18 protein-coding genes are annotated in these 24,357 nt (G+C 74.8%); 3 read left to right on the top strand and 15 right to left on the bottom strand.

Annotated features, from left to right (window positions below; all coding sequences use genetic code 11):
* A partial coding sequence (locus GC722_RS03340) for an FAD-dependent oxidoreductase (protein ID WP_331714342.1) occupies positions 1–1,664 on the top strand: 1,664 nt, incomplete at its 5' end.
* Between the two features lie 43 nt (positions 1,665–1,707).
* On the opposite strand, the gene GC722_RS03335 is transcribed toward GC722_RS03340, so the two are convergent.
* The 11 genes from GC722_RS03335 to GC722_RS03285 form a co-directional block, all read right to left on the bottom strand.
* On the bottom strand, positions 1,708–2,415 hold the full coding sequence (locus GC722_RS03335) for a ZIP family metal transporter (protein WP_197429738.1): 708 nt from the start codon (positions 2,413–2,415) through the stop codon (positions 1,708–1,710).
* A 9-nt stretch (positions 2,416–2,424) separates the two neighbouring features.
* A complete protein-coding gene (locus GC722_RS03330) occupies positions 2,425–3,171 on the bottom strand; it encodes a class I SAM-dependent methyltransferase (protein WP_197429737.1) in 747 nt (248 codons plus the stop codon).
* Between the two features lie 73 nt (positions 3,172–3,244).
* Positions 3,245–4,402 (bottom strand): pyridoxal phosphate-dependent aminotransferase, encoded by a 1,158-nt coding sequence (locus GC722_RS03325; RefSeq protein WP_331714341.1) that lies wholly within the window; start codon positions 4,400–4,402, stop codon positions 3,245–3,247.
* Between the two features lie 34 nt (positions 4,403–4,436).
* Positions 4,437–5,474: a sigma-70 family RNA polymerase sigma factor gene (locus GC722_RS03320; RefSeq protein ID WP_156607976.1), complete on the bottom strand. Its 1,038-nt coding sequence runs from the start codon at positions 5,472–5,474 to the stop codon at positions 4,437–4,439.
* A 39-nt stretch (positions 5,475–5,513) separates the two neighbouring features.
* Complete coding sequence (locus GC722_RS03315; protein ID WP_156607974.1) at positions 5,514–6,980, bottom strand: FG-GAP repeat domain-containing protein; 1,467 nt, start codon at positions 6,978–6,980, stop codon at positions 5,514–5,516.
* Between the two features lie 167 nt (positions 6,981–7,147).
* A complete protein-coding gene (locus GC722_RS03310) occupies positions 7,148–8,383 on the bottom strand; it encodes an NAD(P)/FAD-dependent oxidoreductase (protein ID WP_156607973.1) in 1,236 nt (411 codons plus the stop codon).
* A gap of 3 nt (positions 8,384–8,386) precedes the next feature.
* A complete protein-coding gene (locus tag GC722_RS03305; RefSeq protein ID WP_156607971.1) occupies positions 8,387–8,725 on the bottom strand; it encodes a bifunctional 3-phenylpropionate/cinnamic acid dioxygenase ferredoxin subunit in 339 nt (112 codons plus the stop codon).
* Between the two features lie 60 nt (positions 8,726–8,785).
* Entirely contained in the window at positions 8,786–9,433 is a 648-nt protein-coding gene (locus tag GC722_RS03300; protein WP_331714340.1) for a class I SAM-dependent methyltransferase, read from the bottom strand.
* 45 nt (positions 9,434–9,478) lie between these two features.
* Positions 9,479–9,880 carry a four-helix bundle copper-binding protein gene (locus GC722_RS03295; protein ID WP_156607969.1) on the bottom strand — a complete coding sequence of 134 codons (402 nt, stop codon included), beginning with the start codon at positions 9,878–9,880 and terminating at the stop codon, positions 9,479–9,481.
* Positions 9,881–10,123: 243 nt separating this feature from the next.
* On the bottom strand, positions 10,124–11,116 hold the full coding sequence (locus GC722_RS03290) for a hypothetical protein (RefSeq protein ID WP_156607967.1): 993 nt from the start codon (positions 11,114–11,116) through the stop codon (positions 10,124–10,126).
* Positions 11,117–11,354: 238 nt separating this feature from the next.
* Positions 11,355–12,716 (bottom strand): cryptochrome/photolyase family protein, encoded by a 1,362-nt coding sequence (locus GC722_RS03285; RefSeq protein ID WP_156607965.1) that lies wholly within the window; start codon positions 12,714–12,716, stop codon positions 11,355–11,357.
* A gap of 115 nt (positions 12,717–12,831) precedes the next feature.
* Between GC722_RS03285 and GC722_RS03280 the strand changes: the two genes are divergently transcribed.
* Positions 12,832–14,133, top strand: a complete 1,302-nt coding sequence (locus GC722_RS03280; RefSeq protein WP_156607963.1) for a S1C family serine protease — start codon at positions 12,832–12,834, stop codon at positions 14,131–14,133.
* Positions 14,134–14,150: 17 nt separating this feature from the next.
* Here GC722_RS03280 and GC722_RS03275 read toward each other — a convergent pair whose 3' ends face one another.
* The 3 genes from GC722_RS03275 to GC722_RS03265 all read right to left on the bottom strand — a co-directional run bounded on the left by GC722_RS03275 (position 14,151) and on the right by GC722_RS03265 (position 21,878).
* Positions 14,151–15,068 carry a phosphotransferase family protein gene (locus GC722_RS03275; RefSeq protein WP_156607961.1) on the bottom strand — a complete coding sequence of 306 codons (918 nt, stop codon included), beginning with the start codon at positions 15,066–15,068 and terminating at the stop codon, positions 14,151–14,153.
* Positions 15,069–15,108: 40 nt separating this feature from the next.
* Positions 15,109–15,975 carry a phosphotransferase family protein gene (locus GC722_RS03270; RefSeq protein WP_156607960.1) on the bottom strand — a complete coding sequence of 289 codons (867 nt, stop codon included), beginning with the start codon at positions 15,973–15,975 and terminating at the stop codon, positions 15,109–15,111.
* Between the two features lie 191 nt (positions 15,976–16,166).
* A complete protein-coding gene (locus GC722_RS03265) occupies positions 16,167–21,878 on the bottom strand; it encodes a DUF7927 domain-containing protein (protein WP_156607958.1) in 5,712 nt (1,903 codons plus the stop codon).
* Positions 21,879–22,232: 354 nt separating this feature from the next.
* Between GC722_RS03265 and GC722_RS03260 the strand changes: the two genes are divergently transcribed.
* Entirely contained in the window at positions 22,233–23,405 is a 1,173-nt protein-coding gene (locus tag GC722_RS03260; protein WP_156607956.1) for a glucuronyl esterase domain-containing protein, read from the top strand.
* Positions 23,406–23,416: 11 nt separating this feature from the next.
* Here the strand turns inward: GC722_RS03260 and GC722_RS03255 are convergent.
* Positions 23,417–24,357: substrate-binding domain-containing protein (locus GC722_RS03255; protein WP_156607953.1), on the bottom strand; the 941-nt coding region annotated here is incomplete at its 5' end.

The following is a 24,357-nucleotide window of genomic DNA, read 5'->3' as shown; positions in this document are numbered from 1 at the left end:
CAGCGCCCACCACCCCCGTCGACGAGCTGCACGCCGACCTCGTCGTCATCGGCGGCGGCCTCGGCGGCGTCGCCGCCGCCCTGACCGCCGCCCGGCTCGGCCGCCGCGTCGTCCTCACCGAGCGCTCGCCGTGGCTCGGCGGCCAGCTGACCACCCAGGGGGTGCCCCCGGACGAGCACGCCTGGATCGAGGGACCCGCCGCCTCTCCCAGCTACACCGAGCTGCGGGAGGGGATCCGCGACCACTACCGCCGGTTCTACCCGTTGACCGAGGAGGCGGCGGCGGACCCGCACCTCAACCCCGGCGCCGGGTTCGTCTCGCGGCTCTGCGCCGAGCCGCGGGTCGCCGCCCTGGTGCTGGAGCAGCTGGTCTCCCCCCTGCTGGCGTCGGGACGGCTGCAGTGGCTCCGCGAGCACGAGCCGGTGGCCGCCACCCGGTCGGGGGACCAGGTCGCCTCGGTGGTGGTGCGCAGCACCCGGACCGGGGCCGAGACGCGGCTGGTCGCCCCCTTCTTCGTCGACGCCACCGAGCTGGGCGACCTGCTGCCGATGGCCGACGTCGAGCACGTCGTGGGTGCGGAGTCGCGGGCGGAGCACGGCGAGCTGCACGCCCCCGAGCAGGCCGACCCGCTGGACCAGCAGGCCATCTCGTGGTGCTGCGCCCTGGAGTGGGCGCCGGGGCAGGACAACACGATCCCGCAGCCGGAGCGCTACTCCTTCTTCGCCACCCAGGTCGCACCCTTCTGGCCCGGCCCGCAGCTGTCCTTCACCGACGTCGAGCCCATCTCGCTGGCGCGCCGCACCCGGCCGGTCTTCGCCGGCCACCCGGACCAGGCGGTGACCAGCCACGACAAGGACCTGTGGCACTACCGGCGGGTGCTCGCCCGGCGCCACCTCAGCCCCGACTTCCCCGGCGGGGAGATCACGCTGGTCAACTGGCCGCAGATCGACTACTGGGAGGCGCCGCTGCTCGGTGTGGACGACCGGGCCCGGGACGCGGCGCTGGAGGACTCCCGGCAGCTGACCCTCTCCTTCGTGCACTGGCTGCAGACGGCCGCGCCGCGGACGGAGGGCGGCACCGGCTACCCCGAGCTCCGGCTCCGCGGCGACGTGCTGGGCACCAGCGACGGACTGGCCCTGGAGCCCTACATCCGCGAGTCGCGGCGGATCCGGGCGCTGTTCACCGTGCACGAGGGCCACATCGGCAAGGAGATGCGCGGCGAGGGCACCGGCTCGGAGGTCTTCGAGGACTCGGTCGGGACCGGCTACTACCGGATCGACCTGCACCCCTCGACGGCCGGACGGACCTACGTCGACATCGACTGCTTCCCCTTCCAGATCCCGCTCGGGGCCCTGATCCCGGTCCGGGTCAGCAACCTGCTGCCGGCGAACAAGAACATCGGGACGACGCACATCACCAACGGCGCCTACCGGCTGCACCCGGTGGAGTGGTCGATCGGCGAGGCCGTCGGCGCCCTGGTCTCGCTGTGCCACGACGAGGACGTGCAGCCTCCGCAGGTGCACGCCGACGCCAAGCTGCGGAGCCGGCTGCAGCGGCTGCTGGCCGACGACCTGGGCGTCACCCTGGCCTGGGACGAGTCGATCCGGCGCAACCTGCCCGAGCTGGACGCCCCGATCGCCGCGGTCGGACCCCACTCCGGCTGACGGCCCCGGGCCGGGCCGGCGCCGACGTGGGGCCCGGGAGCGGTCAGGACAGCGCCGAGAGCGCGGCGGCGGTGGCGAACCCCAGCACCGTGGCCAGACCGGCGTAGTCGCGGGCCTTCTCCCGGGCCTCGGGCACCATCGAGTCGACCAGCATGACCAGCAGGGCGCCGGCGGCGAAGCCGTCGATGCCGGCCTGCCACGCCGGGCTCAGCACGTCGGCCAGCAGGTAGCCGGCCAGGGTGGCGAGGGCGGCGAACACGGCGACCCCCGCCCACAGCCCCAGCACCTGCCCGCGGGACCGGCCGGCGGCCCGCATGTCGGCGGCGGACCCGACGCCCTCGGGCAGGTTCGACACGATGATGGCCACCAGCAGCGCGGCGCTCAGCCCCTCGCCGGAGGCCAGCGCGATGCCGAGCACCGCCTGCTCGGGGATGCCGTCGAGGAGCGCCCCCAGCGCGAGCGGCAGACCCGCCGCGCCGCCGCCCTCGCGACCGCCGAGGTTCTCGACGCCGCGGTCGGCGAGGAAGAAGGCCAGGGCTCCGACGCCGATGCCCAGGGCCACCGGCACGGCGCCGCCGACGCGGAACCCCTCGGCGGCGAGCTCGAAGGAGATGCTCGAGATCAGCGCGCCGGCGCCGAAGGCCAGCACGGCGCCGACCAGGCCGTCGCGCCAGCTGCGGACGACCCCGAGCAGGGCACCGACGAGGAGGGACGAGGCGGCGAGGAGCCCCCAGCCGAGAGCGGCGAGCACGGGGCGACCCTACGCCTGCGGCGTCGGGGTGAGGACGAGCAGCCAGGAGCGGTAGTGCTCGACGACCCGGCCACCCAGGTCGCCGACGGCCCCGGCGACCCGGTCCACCTCGTCGGCAGACCAGTCGCTGAAGGTGCTGAACAGCGCGTGCACCTGCTCCTCGTCGAGCTCGACCGACCACCGGTAGGTCGTGGTCTCGTCGACCGTGAAGTGCCCGCCCCGGGTCAGCCGCTCGCGGGTCGCCGCGACGTCCTGGGGGTCGGGCCCGGGCCGGGCGGGGGACCGTCGGGCCCGCACCACGTCGGCCACCCGGTCCCGGAAGGGGGTGCTGACGTCGGGGTCGCCGAAGACGTTGCGCCAGACCAGGAACCGCCCGCCGGGGGCCAGCCAGCGGTGCACCGCCGGCAGCAGCACGTCGAGGTCCATCCAGTGGATCGAGGTGGCGGCCACGACGAGGTCGAACGCGTCCGCCGGCAGCTGGACGTCCTCGGCCCGGCCCAGCAGCACCTCGGCCGCGGGGAAGGCCGCCCGCAGCCGGGTGGCGAGCCGCTCCCCCGGTTCCACGGCGGTGACCCGCAGGCCCGCCTCCAGCAGCGGCCCGGTGGCCTGACCGGTGCCGGCACCCAGGTCGAGGGCACGCGCACCGGGGCGCAGCAGCCCGAGGTCGTGCAGCCGCTGCCAGAGCTCGGGCGGGTACGGCGGCCGGGCGCGGTCGTAGCGGTCGGCCTGGGCCTCGAAGTGCATCGGGTCCACCACCGGGCCACCGTACGCCCGGCTCGTCGTCCGCCGCCGACGGGCCCCGCCGGCCCGGCCGGCGGCGGGACCGAGGTCAGCCCGAGGTGCGGTCGGTGAAGCGGCCGACCCGGGTGAGGGCGGTGTCGACGGCCTCCGCCCCCGCCGCCAGGGACAGCCGGACGGTGCCGTGGCCGCGGACGGCGTCGAAGTCCAGCCCGGGGGTCAGCGCCACCCCCTGCTCCTCCAGCAGGGCGGCGCACCAGGCGCGGGAGTCGGGGTGCCCGCCCAGCACCGGGGTGATGCCGGCGTAGAGGTAGAACGCGCCGTCGGCCGGGGCGACGTCGACCCACCCCAGCTCCTCCACCGCGGCCAGCGCGACCTGCCGGGCCTCGGCGTGGGCGCGCACCGCGGCCTCCGCCGCCGCCAGCGACGCGGGCTCGAAGGCGGCCAGGGCGGCGTGCATGGCCGGCACCGGCGGGCAGAGCGAGTAGTTGCCGGCCAGCGCGTCGACCGGCTCGACCAGGTCGTCGGGCAGGACCGTCCAGCCGAGCCGCCAGCCGGTCATCCCCCAGTACTTGGAGAAGGAGGACACCACCACCGCCTGCTCGTCGTGGCTGCGGGCGCAGGCGCCGGCGTCGCCGGAGGCGGTGATGCCGTGGTAGATCTCGTCGCTGACCAGCCGGGTGCCGTGGGCGCGGCACCACGCCGCCAGCTCCGACAGCTGCTCGGCGTCGACCATGGTGCCGGTCGGGTTGGCCGGCGAGGCCAGCACCAGCCCCCGCAGCGGGCCGTCGGCGGCGGCGGCCTCCAGCAGCTCCACGGTGGGCTGGAAGCGCTGCCCGGGCCCGCAGTCGAGCTCGACCACCTCGCAGCCGAGGCTGCTGAGGATGGTGCGGTAGGCGGGGTAGCCGGGACGGGCCAGGGCCACCCGGTCCCCCGGGTCGAAGGCGGCCAGGAAGGTCAGCAGGAAGGCCCCCGACGAGCCGGTGGTCAGCGCGATCCGCTCGGGCTCGACCGGCAACCCGTACCGGGTCTGGTACAGCTGCGCCAGCTGCTCGCGGAGCGGGCGCAGCCCGAACGCCTCGGAGTAGCCCATCGGCACCCCGGCGGTGAGCGCCTCGGCCAGCGCGGCCCGCACCGGTCCGGGGGCGCCCTGCGAGGGTTCGCCCACGCACAGGTTGACCACCTCGCGGCCCGACGCGCGCATCCGGGCCACCGTGTCGAGGATGCTCATCACCTCGAACGGGGCCACCCGGCCGCGACGGGAGGGTCCTGGGAGCGACACCTCACAGGGTCTCGGGCAGGCCGAAGCGGGGGAACAGCGAGAGGTCGAAGAAGGCGGCCACGTGGTCGATCCGCCCGTCCCGCACCGAGAGCACCTGCAGGTGGAAGGCGCGGTGGACGCCGTCGGCCCCGCGCATGTACAGCCCGAAGGCCGGCTGGCCGTTGGCGACGGTCCACCGGACCCGCATGTCGCCCGGTCCGCGGGCCGGGCAGCGGGTGCGGATCAGGGTGCCGATCTGCTCGGGCCCGGAGTACCAGCCCTCGAAGGGCGGCATCTCCCAGGTGGCGTCCTCGGTGAGCAGCTGGACCAGCGCGGGGATGTCGTAGCGCTCGAAGGCCTCGGCGTAGCGCTCGACCAGCTGCCGGGCGCGGTCGTCCAGGTCGTCCTGCCGGGCGCCGTCGGAGGGCTGGGCCGAGGCGAGCCGGGCCCGGCTGCGCTGCAGCGCGCTGTTGACGGCCGCCACGGTGGTCTGCAGCACCTCCGCCGTCTCCGCCGCGCTGTAGCCCAGCACCTCGCGCAGCACCAGCACCGCCCGCTGGATCGGCGTCAGGTGCTGCAGCGCGGCCACGAAGGCCAGCCGGATGCTCTCCTGGCCGACGACCACCGCGGCCGGGTCGGGGTCGGCGGGTTCGGCGGCGCCGGGCCAGGGCTCGAGCCAGGTGATCTCGGGGCGCTGCACCAGCTCGGCGCGGGCGTCGGTGGCCGGCTGGCCGAGGCCGGTCGGCAGCGGGCGGCGGCTGCCCTTCTCGAGCGCGGTGAGGCAGACCCGGGTGGCGATGGTGTACATCCAGGTGCGCAGGCTGCTGCGGCCCTCGAACTGCTGCTGGGCCCGCCAGGCGCGGACGTAGGTCTCCTGGACGAGGTCCTCGGCCTCGTGCACCGAGCCCAGCATCCGGTAGCAGTGGGCCGTCAGCTCGCGGCGCAGCGGTGCCACCAGGGCCATGAAGTCGGCGTCGACCTCGGCCTCGCTGGTCGCCGTGCCGGCGGCCGTGCCCGGGGCGGGCGAGACCGCGTCGGCGGTCCCGGAGGTGTGCGGCATGGCCCGACTGTACTGCCGGTCGGCCGCCGGTGCAGGGGGTCAGCTGACCGCGGCGCCGAACTCCGCGCTGGTCGGGTAGTCGCCGCTCTGGAAGGACTCCCAGCTGCCGAGCCAGGGCGGGGAGACCAGCACCCGGCCGCGGGACCGGCTGGGCAGCGCGACCACCAGCGCGTCGCGCCGCTCGGCGGTGGCCGCCTGCGGTCCGCCCAGCACCGCCACGTGCATGAAGGCGCCGGCCCCGCGGGCGTCGGCTCCCGGTACGCCCGGCGAGGAGAGGCTGTACCGGCTCCCCCTCAGCGTGGGCAGGTCGAGGACGGTCCACGCGCCGGTGTCGGGCACGTCGGGGTCGTCCTCCTCGTTCTCGGCGGCGACGGCCAGCGCCAGCACCCCGGCCCGCTGCAGCCCGCGGCCGACAGTCACCGAGCTGCCGAAGCGGTCGTAGTCCTCGCTGCCCCCGGGCACGCCGGCCGTCTCCTGGCTCACCATCTGCACCGGGGTGAGTGTGCCCGCGCCGGCGTTGCGGCGGAACAGCTGCACGGCTCCGGCGTCGACGTCCTCGCCGAGGTTCTCCTCGGGCACGCCGACCGCGACCCAGCCGCCGTGGGCGGCCACGCTGTAGCCGAAACGGTCGTTCGTCTCGGCCCCGCCGGAGACGCCGGCGCTGTCCTGGCTGTAGGAGACGCCCTTGAACGTCTGCGGCGCCGCGTCCGTGTTCGTCAGCATGGTCACCGACCCGGCCCGTCGCCGCCCCGACACCGCGGTGCCGTCGGCGCCGACCAGCACGCTGTGCCCGATGGTGGCCAGGCTGGCGCCGAACATGCTGTCGGGGGTGGCGCTGCCGTCCACGCCGGGGGTGTCGCGGTCCACGAGCACCGGTTCGCCCGGCTGCCCGTCGTCGTCGAAGGCGAAGAACGCCACCCCGCCGCGACCGCCGTCGCGCGAGGGCATGCCGACCACCAGCTGGGCTCTGGAGTCCGGGTAGGGCTGCAGCACGGCCAGGTCGTTGCCGAAGCCGCTGTACTCCCCCATCTCGGGGTCGAGCACGACGACGGGGTCGCTGGTGGTGATGCCGGTGCTGGTGCCGCGCAGCACGAAGACCTTCGGCTCGGCCGGACGTCCCGGGTCGCCGCCGCCGTCGTCGGCGTCCTCGGGCTCGACGTAGCCGTCGGAGGGCGAGCCGACGGCGAGGTCCAGGCACCCGTCGCCGGTGAAGTCGCCCAGGGCCACGGCGCTGCCGAAGAAGGACGCGTCGCCGGGGTCGCCGGGCAGCTGCGAGCGACGGATCATGGCCCGCCGGCCGTCGTTGTACACCACCTCGACGCGGCCCTCGTTCCGGTCGGCGTAGGGGTCGCCGACCACGAGGTCGGAGCGGCCGTCGCGGTCGATGTCGTCCGGTACGGCGCTGGGCCGGCAGCCGGCGGCGTGGGCGGGCGGACCCGCCGCCACCCCGCTCAGCAGCAGGCCCGTGGAGACGAGGGCCACGGTCAGGGCTCGGTGACTGCGCATGGGGAGCTCCTCCGCCGGTGGATCACCCCGGCGCCGTTGCCGGCGGGTCCTCCCGACCTCCTCAGCGTAGGTCGGCGGGGCCACCCTGTCAGCGGATCGGTTCGTCAGCGGTTCGGTTCGTCAGCGGATCGGTCGGTCGCGGATCGGTAGGGCCGGCGGAGCAGCGATCAGCGGAGCAGGCGGCGCAGGTCCTGGCCCGGGTCGGCCAGCGCCTCGGCCGCCACCGGACGTCCGGAGACGGCGAGCCGCCGGGCCACCTTGACCGCCCTGGGGTCGTCGACCCCGGCGGCGGCGACGACCGTGCCGCCCGCCAGCCCGAAGAGGCTGAACGGCGGCTGCCCCAGGGTGCCGCGGGTGACGACGTGCTCGGCCGCGGCCAGGGTGCCGAGGGCCTCGACGTGGTGGCCGTAGCGGTCGGTCCAGAACCAGGAGGGCCCGCGCTCCGGCGGGGTCCGTCCGAGCAGCCCGGCGGCCACCGACTCCCCGTCCAGCCGGGCGGACTCCCAGTGGCCCGCGGAGCGTCCGCCGCTGCCGCGCGAGGAGCAGTCGCCCACCGCCAGCAGCCCGGGCACCGAGGTCCGCCCGTACCGGTCGACGGTGACCGTGCCGTCGAGGCCGAGCTCGAGCGCCGCGGAGCCGGCTCCGGCGTCGGCCACGGCGGTCACCGGCAGCACCGGCCGCATCCCGGTGGCGACCAGCACCGTGTCGGCCTCGAGCACCGCGCCGGGCACGTGCACCCGTCCGGGCTCGATCAGCCCGGCCCGTTCGGCCACCAGCGAGACGCCGTGCTCGCGGTGCAGCAGGTGCAGCCAGACGGCGAGCTCGGTGCCGAGGACGTCGACCAGCGGGACGACCGGGTCGACGACGGTGACCCGGCACCCCAGCCGGGTGGCGGTCGCCGCCACCTCCGAGCCGACGAGCCCGGCACCCACCACCACCAGCCGGTGGTCGCGCTGGAGCCGGTCCCGCAGCCGGTCGGCGTCCGCGCGGTCGCGCAGCGTGAGGGCGTGCTCGACCCCCGGGACGGGCGGCAGCAGCGGCTCGCCGCCGGTCGCGAGCACCACCCGGTCGGCGGTCAGCGCGTCGGCGCCCACCTCCACGAGGAAGGTGCCGTCGGGCTGCCGGGCGACCGTGCCCACCCGGCTGGCCGTGCGCAGGTCGACGTCGTGCTCGCCCCACCACTGCGGCGGGCGCAGCAGCAGTCCCTCGGGGGCGAGCTCGCCGGCGAGGTAGGACTTGGTCAGCGGCGGCCGGTCGTGCGGGGGACCGCCCTGCTCCACCACCGTGACCGGGCCGGCGAATCCCCCCTCGCGCAGCGAGCCGACCAGGGCGGTCGCGGCGAGGCCGCCGCCGACCACCACGACCCGGGCGGAGGCCGCCAGCGGCTCCGGGACGTCGGCCACGGCTCAGGCCGCGGGCTCGCCGGGGAACAGCCAGACGTCCTCGCCGCGCAGCTCGACCCGGTGGGTGCGCACCGGCGCGGTGGCGGGGAGGCAGAGCGCGGCCCCCGTCCGCAGGCAGAACCGGGCGGCGTGCAGCGGGCACTCGACCTCGCCGTCCTCGACCCAGCCGTCGGCCAGCGAGGCCTCCTGGTGGGAGCAGGTGTCGTCGAGGGCGTAGAAGGTGCCGTCGTCGTCGCGGAACAGGGCGATGTCGTCCTCGGTGCCGGTCACCTTCGCCTCGACGACCACGGCCTCCCCGGCCTCCAGGTCCGACACCGTCGCGACCTTCATGCCCTCGCTCATCGCCTGCCTCCCGCTCGTGGACGTCCGACGGCAGAATCTAGCGAACGCGCCCGAGCCGACTCAGCGGGAGAGGACGGCGACGAGGAAGTCGCTGTCGTCGGCGAGGGGACGCAGATCCCAGGTGCTGAGCAGCACGTCGGTGCTGAGCCCGACCTCGCGGGCGTCGGCCAGGAACTCCTCGAAGGGGTAGCCGCGGCCGGCGCCGAAGCCGACCACCAGCCGTCCGGCCGGGGCGAGGGCGCCGGCCAGCTGCTCCAGCACGGGGCGCCGGGTGGAGGGGGCGAGGAAGGTGACGACGTTGCCGGCGCAGACGACGACGTCGAAGCCGGCCTGCTGGCCGGCGTCGGCGAGCACGGTGTCGAGCTCGGCCAGGTCGCCGGTGAGGTAGGTGCCCGGCTCCTCGGCGCGGGCCACCTGCACCAGCGCGGGGTCGAGGTCCACGCCGACCACCTGGTGGCCGAGGCGGGCCAGGTGGCCGGCCACCCGGCCGGACCCGCAGCCGGCGTCGAGCACGCGGCTGCGGCGGCCGACCATGGCGTCGACGAGGCGGGCCTCACCCGCCAGGTCCATGCCCTCGCGCCGCATCTGGCGGAACCGCTCGGCGTAGCGGTCGGAGTGGGCGGGGTCCCGGTCGAGGAGGAGCTGCCACCGGTTGACGTCCTCGCCCGCCGCGGGGACAGGGACATGGCGCTGCTCGGGTCGTATCACGTCCCGATGCTAGGACGCCCGAGGCGTCGGAGGCGTCACGCGCGGTCAGAGGGTGTCGAGGAGCTCCCGGCAGGCCTGCTCGCAGCGACGGCACGCCTCGGCGCAGGCCCGGCAGTGCTCGTGCATCCCGGCGTGGGACTCGCACTCGTCCCCGCACGCCTTGCAGGCGGTCGCGCACGCCTCCAGGAAGGCGCGGGTCACGGCGGCGTCGTAGCCGGTGCGCCGCGAGAGCGCCCGTCCGGTCGTCTGGCAGATGTCGGCGCAGTCGAGATCGGTGCGGATGCACGTGGTCAGCTCCGCCACCATGTCCTCCGCCAGGCACGCATCCGCACACGCGGTGCAGGCCTGGGCGCACTTGAAGCACGCGGCGATGCACGCCGCCAGCTTCTCCCGGTCGACCCCGCCGAGGTCTTTCGGGTAGGTCTCCAGCATCCTCTGGTGGATCATGGTCGCTCCTCCGCGCCTGCGCCGCGGCGGTCACCGCACGGTCGACCTGCGGACCGCGGCGCTCTGCGTGGGCGTACCCCGTCGGCCCTGATCCACCGCCGTCCTCCACGCACCGGCGGCGCCGAGCCCCGACGAGCCCCGCCGGGCAGCATCTCGGTGCTCCTCACCGGGCGTCCGACCCCCGGACGCGGGACGGGCCCGGACGCGCTCGGCGTCCGGGCCCGTCACCGGGTGCGCGGTCGGTCAGAGCCGGGCGGGACCGGCCTCGGCGGCCTCGGCCTCCGCGTCGGCGCCGCGGTCGGCGATCTTGCTCTGCAGGGCGTCCTTGCGGCTCTGCGGCTGCTCGGCCTTGGCCAGGGTGCGCAGCTGGGCGTCGGCGTCGCCGGCCCAGTCCTCGTACTCGCCGGTCACGTCGCCACGGACGCGGTTGCCCGCGCCGACCTGGGCGACGGGGTCGTTGCCGGAGAGCGCCAGGTCGCCGCTCACGATGGCGTTGTCGACGTAGACCCCACCGGTGTTGCCGGAGAGGGTGACGTCGTCACCGAAGAAGCTGGACCCCTCGCAGCTGGTGGTCGGGCCGTCCGAGCCGAGCTGGACCAGGTCGGCGTTGCCGTCGTAGGTGGTGGTGCCGCCGATGCTGACGGCGCAGGCGATGCCGCCCAGCTCGTTGCCGGTGACGGACAGGTTGCCGTCGACCCAGGACTCGTACAGGTCGGTGTAGTAGCTGCCGGCCGAGTTGACGTTGCCGGCGACCTCGCTGGTCTCCAGCAGGACCTCACCGGCCTGGGAGACGAGGTTGCCGCCCACGGAGGAGTCGGCGGTCAGCACGAAGCCGGCGGTCTCGACCTCGGCGGTGGGCCGGGTGGCCACGTTGCCGGCGACCGAGGTGCCCTCGAGGTAGCTGCCGAAGGCGCCGCGGAGGTTGACCTGCCCGGCGACGGTGGAGTCGACGGCCTCGACGTAGGAGTTGGCGTTGGCCACCACGTTGCCCTCGATGGTGACGCCGTCGAGGACCAGGTCGGCACCGGCCTGGACGCGGACGTTGCCCTGGACGGTGGTGCCGTCGAGGGTGCAGACCTGGTTGGCGGGGACGACCAGGTCGCCCGGGACGGTCACCGCGCCGCCCTCACCGATGCAGCGGGTGACCAGAGCGGCCTCCGCCGGGCTGGCCAGCGCGATGCTCGATGCCATCACGATGCCGGCACTCGCCGTGAGAGCGAGGATCTTGCGCTTCATGTGGTTCCTCCAGGGGTCGGGGGGTGGAGAGTGTGCGCCGCGCTGAGGATGTTCCGGCCCATCACGAAGCCCCGAGATCCCGTCGACGACCAGGGGCGGGGGCGCCCCACGGACCTCACGGTATTGACGCCTCGGCGTGGGGGTCAATGGTTCAGCCGCTGATAACTCGTGACGCGACGACGAATTCGCGGTGCCGGACGTCGACCTCGGAGGTGAACTGGCTCCGGGCCGCCCGGCCTCAGCCGCGGGCGAGCTCGTAGCGGCGCAGGGCCTCGGCCCGCTCGTGCCCGTGGTCGACGATCCGCTGCGGGTAGCCGTGGTCGTAGCCGCCCTCGACCGTCCAGGGCTCGTGCACGTCCGCCCCCGGGACGTGGCGCAGCTCGGGCACCCAGCGCCGCACGTAGTCGCCCCGGGGGTCGAACTTGCGGCCCTGGGTGACGGGGTTGAAGACCCGGAAGTAGGGCGAGGGGTCGGTGCCGGTGCCGGCCACCCACTGCCAGCCGTGGTTGTTGGAGGCCACGTCACCGTCGCGCAGGTGGCGCAGGAAGTGGCGGGCGCCGTGCGGCCACCACAGGTGCAGGTCCTTGACCAGGAAGCTGGCGGTGATCATCCGGACCCGGTTGTGCATCCAGCCCGCGCCCAGCAGCTGGCGCATGCCGGCGTCCACCACCGGGTAGCCGGTGCGTCCGGCGCACCAGGCCTGCAGCTGCTCGCCGGGCTCGTCGTACTCGATCGTGGCCAGCGTGGGCTTGAGGTCGGACCAGACCGAGTCCGGCCGGTGCCAGACCACGTCGGCGTAGAAGTCGCGCCAGGCCAGCTCGCTGCGGAACCGGTCGACCGCCTTCTCCCCCGCCGCCGAGGCGGCGCGCCGCAGCGGCGCGAGCAGCGTCCGGGGGTGCACGGTGCCGTACTTCAGGTGCACCGACAGCTGGGAGGTGCCGTCGCGGTCGGGACGGTCCCGGTCGGTCGGGTAGCTGCCCAGCAGCCGGTCGACGAAGAGCTGGTAGCGCTCCTGGGCGGCCGCCTCGGACACCTCCGGCAGCTCGGGGGCGTCCGGGACGCCGTCGAGCGGGCTGGCCGGCACCTCCTCCGAGTCCACCGGGGGCGCCCACCGCAGCCCGCGCGGCCGCCCCTCCGGCTCCGACCAGCCCTGCTCGAGCCAGGCGCGGTAGAAGGGGCTGAACACCTGGTACGGGTCACCGGAGGCGCTGCGGATGCGCCCCGGCGTCACCACGTAGGGGCTGCCGGTGGCCACGAGCTCGACCGGCCCGAGCGCGGCCCGGACCCGGTCGTCGCGGCGGCGCCCGTAGGGGGTGGTCTCGGCCGAGACGTGGACGCTGCCGGCGCCGGCCTCGCGGGCCAGCCGGGGCACCACCTCGGCAGGGTCGCCGGTGCGGACGACCAGGGCGCCGTCGGTGGAGCGTCGCAGGTGCCGGACGGCGTCCAGCAGGCAGTGGGTGCGGACCGGTCCGGCCGAGGCCAGCAGCCCGGGGTCGAGCACGAAGACGGGCAGCACCGGGCCGGCGGCGGCCGCGGCCGCCAGCGCGGGGTGGTCGGCCAGCCGCAGGTCGCGGCGGAACCACAGCATCGAGGTCGCCATCGCCCGAACCTACGCCTGCCCCCGCAGCCCGCCGGCGGGCACCCGGCGCAGGAGTCGTAGCGGAGCGACAGAGGACTCACAGCCGACCCACAGCGGGCGCCGGTTCCCTGGAGCCATGGACAACGAGAGCACCTCCGGCGAGCAGCTCGCCCCGGCGGGACAGGGCACCGCCCCGCAGCAGAGCCCCTCGGGCTACCCCGGCCAGCCGGCCGGACCCCAGACCACCTACCCGCAGCGCGGCGCCGTCGCCCCGCCGCGTCCGGCCTGGGCGACCTCGGCACCGACGACCGCCCCCACCACCGCCTTCGGCACGCCGACGGCAGCCACCGCCACGGCCACCCGGCCACGGCGCAACCTCCGCACCCTGGTGGCGGCCGTCGCGCTGTCGGCGGTGGTCGGCGCCGGCACCGGCGTCGGCAGCTACGCCGTGCTGGACCGGCCCGCGCCGACGTCCGCCGTGCAGGTCGACGCCGGCACCGCGCCGGTGAGCGTGCAGCAGGACGGCACCGTGGGCGCGGCCGCGGAGGTGATCTCGCCCAGCACGGTGACCATCGAGGTGGCCGGCGCCGGCTCCAGCGGGCTGGGCACGGGCATCGTCGTGGACACCGACGGCCACGTGCTGACCAACCAGCACGTGGTCGAGGGCGCCGGGCCCGGCGGCAGCATCCGGGTGACCCTGGACGACGGCCGCACCGTCGGCGCGACGGTGGTCGGCGAGTCGACCAGCACCGACCTGGCCGTGATCCGGCTCGACGGCTCGGAGGTGGACGTGGCGACGCTGACGCCGGCGACCTTCGCCGAGTCGGCGAGCGTCACGGTGGGCCAGACCGTGGTCGCAGTGGGTGCCCCGCTGGGGCTGAGCAAGACCGTGACCAGCGGCGTGGTGTCCAACACGGCCCGGCCGGTCCGCTCCGGGCTGACCGACGAGGCCGTGTACCAGGCGGTGCAGACCGACGCCGCCATCAACCCCGGCAACTCCGGCGGCCCGCTCGTCGACCTGTCGGGGCGGGTGGTGGGGATCAACTCCTCGATCGCCAGCACGGCCGACTCCGGCGAGCAGGCCGGCAACATCGGCATCGGGTTCGCCATCCCCGCCGACGTGGCCCGACGGGTGGCCGACGACCTGATCGCCACCGGCTCCTCGCCCGACGCCTCGCTCGGCGTCACGCTCACCGGGGACGACTCCGGGCAGGACGGCACCGGCGCCCAGGTGCGGTCGGTGCAGCCGGGCAGCGCGGCGGAGGACGGCGGGCTCCAGGCCGGGGACGTCATCACCGCGGTGCAGGACGTCCGGACGCCGTCGGCGGACGCACTGATCGCCGCCATCCGCTACTGGGCCCCCGGTACTCCGGTGACCGTCAGCTACGAGCGCGACGGTCGCAGCGCCACCGCCGAGGTCACCCTCGGCACCGCCTGAGCCAGGCAGCAGACGCCTCACCGGCTGGCCCGCCACTCGGCGGTCAGCCGGTGCAGCGCCGACCGCAGCCGGGCCCTGCCGCCGGCGCCGAGGTAGCCGGCGAAGTGCGGGTACTGCCGCGTCAGCGTCAGCAGCTGGGCGGCGGTGACCGCGCGGCCGAGCTCGGCCGGGGCCAGACCGCGACCGGCCGCGTACCGGGCGAGGAGCTCGTCCCGCGGCACCACCGCACCGGAGGGCACCGCCCGGATGAGGACGAAGGCGAGGTCGGCGCAGGACGCACCGAGGCGGGCGCCCTGCCAGTCCGTCAGCAGCAGCCGGTCGCCGTCCAGCAGGACGTTCCCCGGGTGGCAGTCGCCGTGGCTGAGCACCCGGTCGGGCCCCGCCGCGGCCGCCTCCAGCTCGGCCAGCTGCTCGTGCACCACCGCGAGGCAGCGCTGGTCGTCCGGCTCGGACCACAGCCGGTCCACCACGGCCCGGTCCGGCCCGCTCAGCAGCAGCCCGGGCTCCGGCGTCCACGACCAGGTGCCGGTGCCGGTCGGCACGTCGGTCTGGTGCACCACGACGAGGGCGTCGACCAGGGCCCGCCACAGCTCGGCCGGCCAGCGCTCCGCCGCCGGTGCGGGTCGGTGCCGGCTCAGCACCAGCACCGTGCGGTGCTCCTCGACCCGGGCGGCCAGCAGCCGCGGCGTGGGCAGCCGGTGCGACGGTGCCAGCCGGGTGTAGACGGCGAGCTCGCGGGCCGCCGCGGCGGCGGCCCCGGGGAGGTCGTGGCCGGCGATCTTGACCACCACCGGTCGGCCGCGGCGGTCGTGACCGGGCACGACGCGAGCGCCCGACATGCCGCCGGACGAGGAGATGGCGCCCGGCGACCTGGCCGCGACGTCGGGGACGACCCCCAGCGCGGTGAGGACGTCGGCGACCTCGGCGGTGAGCACGCTGCGACCCTAGGGGCCGGCACCGACAGAACGGCGGCTCTCAGCCCAGGCCGCGGGCGGCGAGGGCGAGCCAGCGGTCGACGTCCTCCGGACCGTGGTGGCGGATCGCCCAGTCGACGAGCCGCAGGCTCATGTGGGCCCAGTACGCGCGCAGCCGGTCCGGCTCGACGCCCGTGCGGAGCAGGTGCTCCAGCTGGTCCGCGGCGGTCGGCGACGCCGCTGCGGTGTGCAGCCCGAAGCAGAGCGTGACGAGGTCCAGGTCGCCGTCCCCGCGGGCGGTGCCGTCCCAGTCGACCACCCCGCTCACCCGGCCGGCCCCGTCGACCAGCACGTTGGCCGGCTGGTAGTCCAGGTGCACGAGGTCGTGGCCGGCCATCGCCGGCGGGGTGACGGCTCCCACCTCGCGCACCTGGTCCAGCAGGCGCCGGGTGCGGCGGCTGTGGATCAGCAGGGTCTCGTGCAGGCAGAAGCCGGGACCGCTGGAGGTCAGGTGGAGCTCGGCCGCGGGCACCCCGGGCCGGTCGGTGAGGGCGCCCCGCAGCCGCCGGTTGAGCTCGATGAGCTGGTGCACCAGGTCCGGCGAGAGGTCGTCCGGTGCGGCGCCGGGCAGCAGCTCCTGCACCACCGCGACGTCGTCGCCGACCTGCAGCACGTGCTGGTACCGCGGTGCGGGGACGCCCCGGGTGCGGGCCACCTCGACGAGCTCCGCGACCTGGCGGTGCCGGGCGGCAGGCGTCCCCGGCTGCCAGGTGAGGACGCCGCGGCGTCCCTCGCGGTCGGTGACGTAGCCGGCGCCGACGTTGCCGCCCCGGGCCGGGCCGAGGAAGGTCAGCCCCAGCTCCGAGGTCTCGTTGACGGCTGCGGTGAGTGCGGCGGCGTCGAGACGTCGCACGGGGCCGGCGGTCATGGCGACCATGCTGCCAGCGGTGGCGCGGGGAGCCGACCCGCCGCTGTCGGCTCGCGGCCGACGCCCAGCCGGTGCCCGTACGGACCCGGACATGGAGCTCCCCCGAGAGGACCGGGCCGCGGTCCGCTCGGGGGAGGTAGGGAGGTGGTGCGGGTGGCGACCCCGGTGGGGGTCGCCACCCGCGGGCGGTGCTAGCGGCGGCTCAGCCCGGTGCGGCGGCGGACCAGCAGCCCGCTCCCGACCAGGGCCAGGACCAGCCCGGCCAGCAGCGGCAGCAGCACGGCCGGAGCACCGGTGTTGGGCAGCTGACCGCCCCCACCCGGGGTCTGGGCCGGCGGCTGCTCGCCGTTGCCGCCCGAGGCGGGCGGCTCGTCGGCCGGCGGCTCCTCCGCCGGGTGCTCGGTGCACAGCAGGCTGTCGGCCTCGCACCCGGCCGGCGGCTCCTGGCCGGTGGGGGTGACGAAGTTGCCCAGCACGTGGTCACCCTGCTCGGCCCACTCGCGCACCTGCACGGTGTAGCTGACCGTCACCGTCTGACCGGCGGCCAGGGTGCCCTGGACCGTGTACTGGTCGTCGCCCTCGGCGACGGTCAGGACGTCCTCCGACGGGGTCGGGAACTCGGTCACCGTGGCGTCGTCGAGCACACCGGCCATGTGGTCGGTGTAGTCCACCGCCCCGGCACCAGCACCGATGTTGGTGAAGGTCAGCGTGTAGGTGATCTCCTCACCCTGCTCCACCTCGGTACCCGACACGGGATCCGCGGACTTGACCACGGAGATGTCGGAGACCGGGTTGGAGGTGCAGTCCTCGGCGTCGGTGCAGACCGGCTCCTCCGGGGTCTCGTCGCTCGGGTCGAGCAGGAAGTTCGCCAGCACCGAGTCACCCAGCTCACCGGCGCCGTTCACCTGCACCGTGTAGGTGACCGTCACCGTCTGACCGGCCGCCAGCTCACCGGTGACCGAGAACCGGTCGTCGGCGAGCTCCGACACCGCGAGCGCGTCGTCGGAGGCCACCGGGCCGCTGACCACCTCGGCGTCGTCGAGCACGTGGGTCAGGTCGTCGACCCGGTCCACCTCGCCCGGCGCAGCGCCCTCGTTGGTGAAGGTGAGGGTGTAGGTCAGCTCCGCGCCCGGCTGCACCGCGGTCCCGCTCGTCGGGTCGACCGACTTGGTGTCGACGACCTTCGGAGCCGGGTTGGTGGTGCAGTCCTCGTCGCCCTCCTCGCAGGTGGGCTCGGTGACCGGCGGGTCCTCCGGGTCCAGCAGGAAGTTGGCCAGCACGCCGTCGCCCATGTCGTCGGCGTCGCGCACCACGACCGTGTAGGTCACGGTGACGGTCTGCTCCGGAGCCAGCTCGCCGGTGATCGCGAAGCGACCGTCGGCGATCTCCGACACCGTCAGCGCCGCGTCGGAGGCGACCGGGGCGGCCACCACGTCGGCGTCGTCCAGCAGGTGGGTCAGGTCGTCGACCCGGTCCACCTGACCGGCAGCGGTGCCCTCGTTGCTGAAGGTGAGCGTGTAGGTCAGCTCGTCACCCGAGACGACCTCGCTGCCCGTCTCCGGGTCGACCGACTTGGAGTCGACGACCTTGGGGGCGGTGTGGGTGGTGCAGTCCTCGTCGCCCTCCTCGCAGACGGGCTCCTCGGGGGTCTCCTCCTCGGGGTCGAGGAGGTAGTTCGCCAGCACCGCGTCACCCATCGCGTCGGCGTCCTTGACCACCACGGTGTAGGTCACCGTGACGGTCTGGTCGGCCGCCAGCTCACCGATGATCGAGAACCGGCCGTCGACGATCTCCGACACCGACAGCGCCGGGTCCGAAGGGACCGGGGCCACGGTGACGTCCGCGTCGTCGAGCAGGTGGGTCAGGTCGTCGACCCGGTCCACCGCACCGGCACCCTCACCGATGTTGGAGAAGGTCAGCGTGTAGGTGATCTCGTCTCCCGACTGGACCACCGAGCCGTCCTCCGGGGTCGTGGACTTGGTGTCCACGATCTCCGAGACCGGGTTGGTGGTGCAGCGCGGGTCGTCGGCCAGGCACTCGGCCGGCGGGTCGACGACACCCGGCTCCAGCACGAAGTTGCCCAGCAGGTTGTCCCCGCGCTCGCCGTCGGGCCGGACCTCGACGGTGTACGTCACCGTGTAGGACCCACCCACCGGCACCGTGCCGTCGACGGTGAGCTCACCGTCGGCGACCGCCGACACCGTCAGGTCACCCTCACCGGCAGCGGGGCCGCTGGTGATCTCGGCGTCGTCCAGCACCCCGGCCAGCACGTCGGTCCAGCCGTCCACCGCAGCGGGAGCCGTGCCGTCGTTGTCGAAGGTGATGGTGTAGGTCAGCTCCTCACCCGCGGCCACCGAGGTGCCCTTGGCCGGGTCGACCGACTTCGTCACCTCCAGCAGCGGGCCCGGGAGGCGCACCCGGTCGCAGGGGATGCCCGTGGTCGGGTCCACGCCACCCTCGGCCGGGTCGCACTGGGGCGTCGGCGGCGGGGTGGTGCAGCTCGGGTCGTCGGCCGCGCACTGCGGACCGAAGGCCACGTTGACCAACTCGGTGTCGCCGGCCGCGGTGTAGGTCACCTCGTAGGTGATCGTCACCGTCGCCCCGCTCACCAGCTCACCGCTCCAGCGGATGATGGGCTCGCTGTAGGTGGGGACGGCGCCCGCGCTGGCGGTGATGGTGGCCGGGTCGATCGTCGCGTCGTCCAGGACGGCGGTCAGGTCGTCCAGCACCACGGCCGGGCGGGCCGCGGTGTAGTCCCCAGGGCCGGTGTTGGTGGCGGTCACCGTGTAGGTGAGCACGTCACCCTCGCGCAGGATCTCAGCCGGGTCGACCGTCTTGAGGATCTCCAGCTTGGGCAGCTCGAAGGAGACGGAGTCGCACGCCAGACCCGTGTCCGGGTCGATCCCGCCCTCGGCGCACTCCTCCAGCGGCGGCGGAGTCGGGTCGCAGTCCGCGTCGTCGGTCGGGCAGACCGTCTGGAAGGCGACGTTCTCCACCACGCCGTCACCGGCAGCGGTCAGCGTGACGTCGTAGGTGATGGTCACGGACTCCTCGGGAGCCAGCGCACCGGACCAGGTCAACCGCGACCCCGTGAGGGTCGCCGTGCCGGCCGAGGCCACGATGCTGGTCTCGTCCAGGGTGGCGTCGTCCAGCACGCCGGACAGGTCGTCCTGCACCCGCGCCGGGGCCTCGTCGGTGTAGGCCACCGAGCCGGTGTTGGTCACCGTCACGGTGTAGGTCACCGTGTCGCCGATCCGGGACTCGGCCGTCGCCGTGGAGGTCTTCTCCACCTCGAGCGAGCGGACCAGCACGGCGTAGTCCTCGACCTCACCGGCCGCGGCCGTGCCGGTCGGGGCCGGGTCGGCCACGTTCCCGGGGAACAGCCGGAACCGGGCGAACACGCCTGCCGACGCCGTGGCCGCCGGGAACTCCAGGGTGTAGTCGGCGGTGCCGGAGCTCGCCGGCACCGTCACCGTGACCCGCTCGCCGGCCTCGAAGGTGCCGTCGGCGTCCAGGTCGATCCAGCCGGCCAGGGTGGCCGGCTCGCCGGTGTTGTTGGTGGCCGAGAGGACCACGGTCGGCGTGGTGGCCGAGATCTCGAGGGGGTTCGCGGTCCCGTCCTCGTCGGCTCCGTCGCCGTCCGCGGCGGCGGTCGGCACGCCGTCGGTGTCGATGTCGACGGTCTCACCGATCATCAGCGGAGCCGTGCTGGTGTCGGCGTCGAACCCGGGCAGCGAGTGCCGCGGGCCGTTGTCGGACAGCAGCGTGCCGTACCCCTCCGGCGCGTCGCCGAAGTCGATCGGCAGCGGCGCGTCGACGCAGCGGGCGCCGTCGTTGCCCGCCGAGGGAGGACCGTCCTCGGCGAACAGCTCCGCGTCGTTCGTCCGCGGGTCGATCCGCCAGATCTCACCGGTGTTGTTGAAGGACGCGTAGATGAAGCCGTTCGCGTCACCGAACGAGGCACCGGTGATGTTGTCGCCCACCTGTCCCAGGTTGACCGGAGTCGTCCAGGTCTTCGTGGTGCGGTCGAAGCCGATCAGGTACGCGGCCGGCGCACCCGCCGTGGTGGCGATCCGCCACAGCTTGTTGGTGCCCGGGATGTACACCCAGTCGGCGCCGCCCGTGGTGAAGCTGCCCAGACCGACGTTCCCGCTGTCGACCAGCGTCAGGGTCGCCAGGTCGATCTGCCACCAGTCACCGTTGATGGGGTGGAAGGCCCAGTAGTGACCGTTCTCGTCCACGTCGGCCGCGTTCGTGCCGGTGAAGCCGGGGATGTCCCCCAGCGGGTCGACCGAACCGTCGGAGCCGACCCGCACGAGCTGCGGGGAGACGCCCGCGTCGGCGTTGCCGCCCCAGCCGTAGATGTAGTTGTCGACGGTGTTGTAACCCACCGCGTTGACGAGCCAGTCCGGCGTCACCGTGGGCGCACCCGCCGCTCCGCTGGCCAGGTCGACGTCGATGATGTCCAGCGGCGGCTGCCCGTTCGGGTTCTGGAACAGCAGGCCACCCGGCGTGCACTGCCACACGGGCTGCGGCTCCCCGGGGAGCTCGATCTCGAACTCCTCCTCGATGGAGTGGTAGGTCCAGTCGTCGATGGCACGGACGTCGCCCCAGGACTGCTGGCCCGGGATGAAGCAAGTCCACTCGTGCACGCCGCCGGTGCTGTCGACACCCGCGGTGCCGTCAGGCTGCGGTGTCGGGCAGTCACGGCCGGCGACCGCCAGACCGGTGTCGTTCCAGTACAAGGTGTTGCTACCAGCACCTGGGCCGTTGACCGCGGTCACCTCGATGCCGCCGGCGCGCAGCTCCACGTCGTTCATGGTGAAGTGGATCTCACCGGTGCGGTCGATCAGGGCACGGGCGTTCAGGTCTGTGAAGTACGGGACCGGATTGCCCTGCCCGTCCAGCCCGTCCCACTCGACGCTCGCGGTGCCGTCGCCGGTGACCCCCAGGGGCAGCTCGACGTCCTCGGGGTCGCTGTAGTCGCCGTCGCCGTTGACGTCGATCTGCACCTGCATCTGACCGGTGAAGTTGGCCGCCGCCACGGTGAAGGTACCGCTGCGGCCGGTCGGGCTGGTCTGGTCGAACTCGAGGCTCGTCAGGTCCGGCAGCATGACCTCCGGCAGCACCCAGCTGCTCGAGCCGCCGGGGAACGTGGCGGTCTCGGGCAGGTCAGCGGCCGGTGAGTCGAAGAAGATCTTGTACCGGTCGCCACAGGTGCCCGGCGTCGCGTATCGGGCATCACCGGCGTCGTAGCTGAGGTAGGCCGAGGTGCAGGTGCCGGCGAAGGTGTTGCCTGCCGCGTCGGAGGTGATGACGGAGTCGACCCCGTTGTAGCCGCGGTACTGGGCGTCGTAGACGAAACCCTCCCGGCTGACGTAGGTCAGGCCGAAGTCCACCGAACCCGTGGTCCCCTGGGCCATGACGTAGCGGTCGGTCCACACCCGGCCGGGCATCGCGGTGGTGCCGTCCTGGACCTCGATCTCCCAGGTGAAGTAGTCGGTCAAGGTGCCGACAGGGCGGAACTCGACCGACCAGACACCCGCCGTCGGGGACGTGAGGTCAGTCAGCGAGCAGGTGGCGTCGACTGCGGCGGCGTCGGTGACGGTGCAGCTGTCGGTCTCACCACCGGGCCCGCGCACAGTCACCACCACGTCGCTCGGGGTGGTGCCGTTCTGGGCGGCCTTGGTGAACAGCACGTCGAGGTTCTCGCCCGCCCCGACATAGGCGTAGAAGGTGTTGGCCTGCCGGATCCTCGTGCCTCCAGGACCGTCTTCGGCGCTCGCCGGCGCGGGCGCGACGACCGGTCCCAGGAGGGTGGCGAGCAGTCCCGCCACGAGGGAGTAGGCGAGCAGCCCGGACAGGGCGCGCTGGCCCCGCGGTGACCGCCGGGACGCGAACATGCTGCGCGAGCGGCGGGTGAGCCGAGATCGCCCCCGCCGACCAGCAACCGGAGCGTCGTGCCGTGATTCCATTCATCCACCTTCGAGCGAACCGAGCTCGGCACCCCGGGACGACCGGAACGTGCCTGGAGCTGTTGAAGCACCCGTCCCACGAGGAGACGCGTGCGCCCCATGGATACCGGCGCGCCGAGGTGCTCGGCTAGCACCCGCACCGACGACAGACAGCCGGACCGGCGGATTTAGCCCCCCACGTAGCCCCCCGTCGGTCGGCTGCTTAGCCCCCTCAGCGCCGACCCCTAGCCCCCCTCTTAGCCCCCCTCCGGCGGGGCCGCCGGGCACCGTAGCGTGGCCGGCGTGAGCAGCCTCGCCGACCTCGACCCGCTGACCGGCACCGACGGTCGTCCGGTCCCCGACGCCACCGCCTGGGACCGGCGCCGCCACGAGCTGCGCCGGCTCTTCGAGGCGCACGTCTACGGCCCGTGGCCCGGGGACCCTCGCGGGGTCGAGCTGGTCAGCGTCACCGAGACCAGCGCGCTCGACGGCACGGCCCGGCTGGTCGAGGCGCAGGTGCGGGTGGACTCGCCCGCCGCGACCTTCCCCCTGCTGCTGGTGACGCCGGCCGCCCCTGGACCGCACCCGTGCTTCCTCGGGCTCAACTTCCACGGCAACCACACCGTGCTCGACCACCCGGCCGTCACGGTCCACGACCGCTACGCCGTCGACGGGGCCGCCGGTCGCGGCGACCACCGCGACAGCTGGGACGTCGCCGGCAGCGTCGCCGCCGGGTACGCCGTGGCCACGGTCTTCTGCGGGGACGTCGTGCAGGACCACCCCGACCTCGCCGGTCCTGACCTCGACGCCCTGGCGACCCCCGCGGGACGGCCGGGCGCGCTGATGGCCTGGGCCTGGGCCCTCTCCGCCGCCCGGGCCGCGCTGAGCAGCCGGCCCGAGGTCGACCCCTCGGCCGTCACCGTGGTGGGGCACTCCCGGATGGGCAAGGCGGCCCTGGTGGCCAGCGGCTGGGACGACCGGTTCGCCGCCGTGGTGGCCACCCAGAGCGGGACGGGCGGCGCGTCGCCGTCGCGCAAGGCGCCGGAGCGCTGCGTGCCCGGCCCCGACGGGCGGCCGGAGGCGGAGACCGTGAAGATGATCACCCGCCGCTTCCCGCACTGGTTCGCGCCCGCCTTCGCCGGCCACGCCGACCGCACCGACGAGCTGCCGGTCGACCAGCACCAGCTGCTGGCCCTCTCCGCCCCACGACCCACGCTGCTGTGGAACGGCACCGAGGACCTCTGGGCCGACCCGGCCGGCACCTGGGACTGCCTGCAGGCGGCGGCCCCGGTGTTCCGCTTCCTCGGCGCCGACCAGCCCGAGGTGGTGGACGTCCCGGAGCCGGGTCAGACCACCCCGGGCACCCTGGCCTACGGCCTGCGACCGGGCGGCCACAGCGTCACCCGCGAGGACTGGGCGGCCTGGCGGCGGTGGTGCGCCTGCCGGCCCGGCGGGGAGCCGCAGGCGCCGCGCTGACGCGCCCCTGCTCAGCGGCTGCCGGGAGCAGGTCCGGTCGTCGTCCCGACGCGCAGCTCGGTGGGCAGCACCACCTGGCGCGGCTGCAGGGACGGGTCCAGCAGCAGCCGGGCCGCCCAGCGTCCCTTCTCGGCGATCGGCTGGACCAGCGTGGTGAGCCCCGCCGCCCGGGCCTCGGGGATGCCGTCGAAGCCCGTCACCGAGACGTCCTGCCCGGGGACGAGGCCGCGCGAGCGCACCTCCTCCAGCACGCCCAGGGCGAGCACGTCGCTGACGGCGACCACCGCCGTCGGCCGCGGGTCCCGGTCGAGCAGCGTGGCCGCGCACCGTCGGCCGTCCTCGCGGGTGTTGCGCCCGGCGGTGACGGTGAGCAGCTGCAGGTCGGCCAGGCTCTCGGCGATGCCCTCGATCCGGTTCGCGGCGTCGTCCCAGCCGAGGGCCCGGTACGCCTCGACCTGCGCGGGCAGCTCGTCGCGCCCGAGCACCCGGGTGCCGTCGCCGCCGGGGATCTCGCAGACCAGCCCCACCACCCGGTGGCCCAGGCCGGCCAGGTGCTCCCCCACCGTCCGGCCGGCGGCCCGGTCGTCGATGCTGACGTAGTCGTGCTCGGCCGCGGTGTCGGTGAGGACCACCGGCAGCTGGCGGCGGGCGGCGGCGACGATGCCGGGGTGACCCGGACCGGCGCAGAGCCCGACCACCCCGTCGACCACCGCGGTGCCGATGGCGGCGGCGTCGGCGGGGTGGCCACCCGGCCCGGCGGGCACCGGGGCCAGGAAGACCCCGACCCCGGCGTCCTCCAGCACCTCGGTGAACGCCGCCAGCAGCCCGATCGCGAAGGGGTCGGTGAACACGTAGGACAACCGGTCGGCGAACACCACCCCGAAGGCGTTGGCCCGGCCCGACCTCAGCACCCGGCCGGCGGCGTCCGGGCCGTGGTAGCCCAGCTCGGCCG

It is taken from the genome of Auraticoccus cholistanensis (assembly GCF_009742705.1).
GTDB lineage: Bacteria > Actinomycetota > Actinomycetes > Propionibacteriales > Propionibacteriaceae > Auraticoccus > Auraticoccus cholistanensis.
The sequence above is the reverse complement of the archived record's forward strand: the minus strand, read 5'-3'. Positions and strand labels throughout refer to the sequence as shown.

What these genes read in the sequence shown, in the direction of transcription:
- GC722_RS03320 (WP_156607976.1), bottom strand. Translation starts at nt 5,474, where the DNA reads ATGCCGCACACCTCCGGGACCGCCGACGCGGTCTCGCCCGCCCCGGGC.
- GC722_RS03315 (WP_156607974.1), bottom strand. Translation starts at nt 6,980, where the DNA reads ATGCGCAGTCACCGAGCCCTGACCGTGGCCCTCGTCTCCACGGGCCTG.
- GC722_RS03305 (WP_156607971.1), bottom strand. Translation starts at nt 8,725, where the DNA reads ATGAGCGAGGGCATGAAGGTCGCGACGGTGTCGGACCTGGAGGCCGGG.
- GC722_RS03295 (WP_156607969.1), bottom strand. Translation starts at nt 9,880, where the DNA reads ATGATCCACCAGAGGATGCTGGAGACCTACCCGAAAGACCTCGGCGGG.
- GC722_RS03290 (WP_156607967.1), bottom strand. Translation starts at nt 11,116, where the DNA reads ATGAAGCGCAAGATCCTCGCTCTCACGGCGAGTGCCGGCATCGTGATG.
- GC722_RS03285 (WP_156607965.1), bottom strand. Translation starts at nt 12,716, where the DNA reads ATGGCGACCTCGATGCTGTGGTTCCGCCGCGACCTGCGGCTGGCCGAC.
- GC722_RS03280 (WP_156607963.1), top strand. Translation starts at nt 12,832, where the DNA reads ATGGACAACGAGAGCACCTCCGGCGAGCAGCTCGCCCCGGCGGGACAG.
- GC722_RS03270 (WP_156607960.1), bottom strand. Translation starts at nt 15,975, where the DNA reads ATGACCGCCGGCCCCGTGCGACGTCTCGACGCCGCCGCACTCACCGCA.
- GC722_RS03265 (WP_156607958.1), bottom strand. Translation starts at nt 21,878, where the DNA reads ATGTTCGCGTCCCGGCGGTCACCGCGGGGCCAGCGCGCCCTGTCCGGG.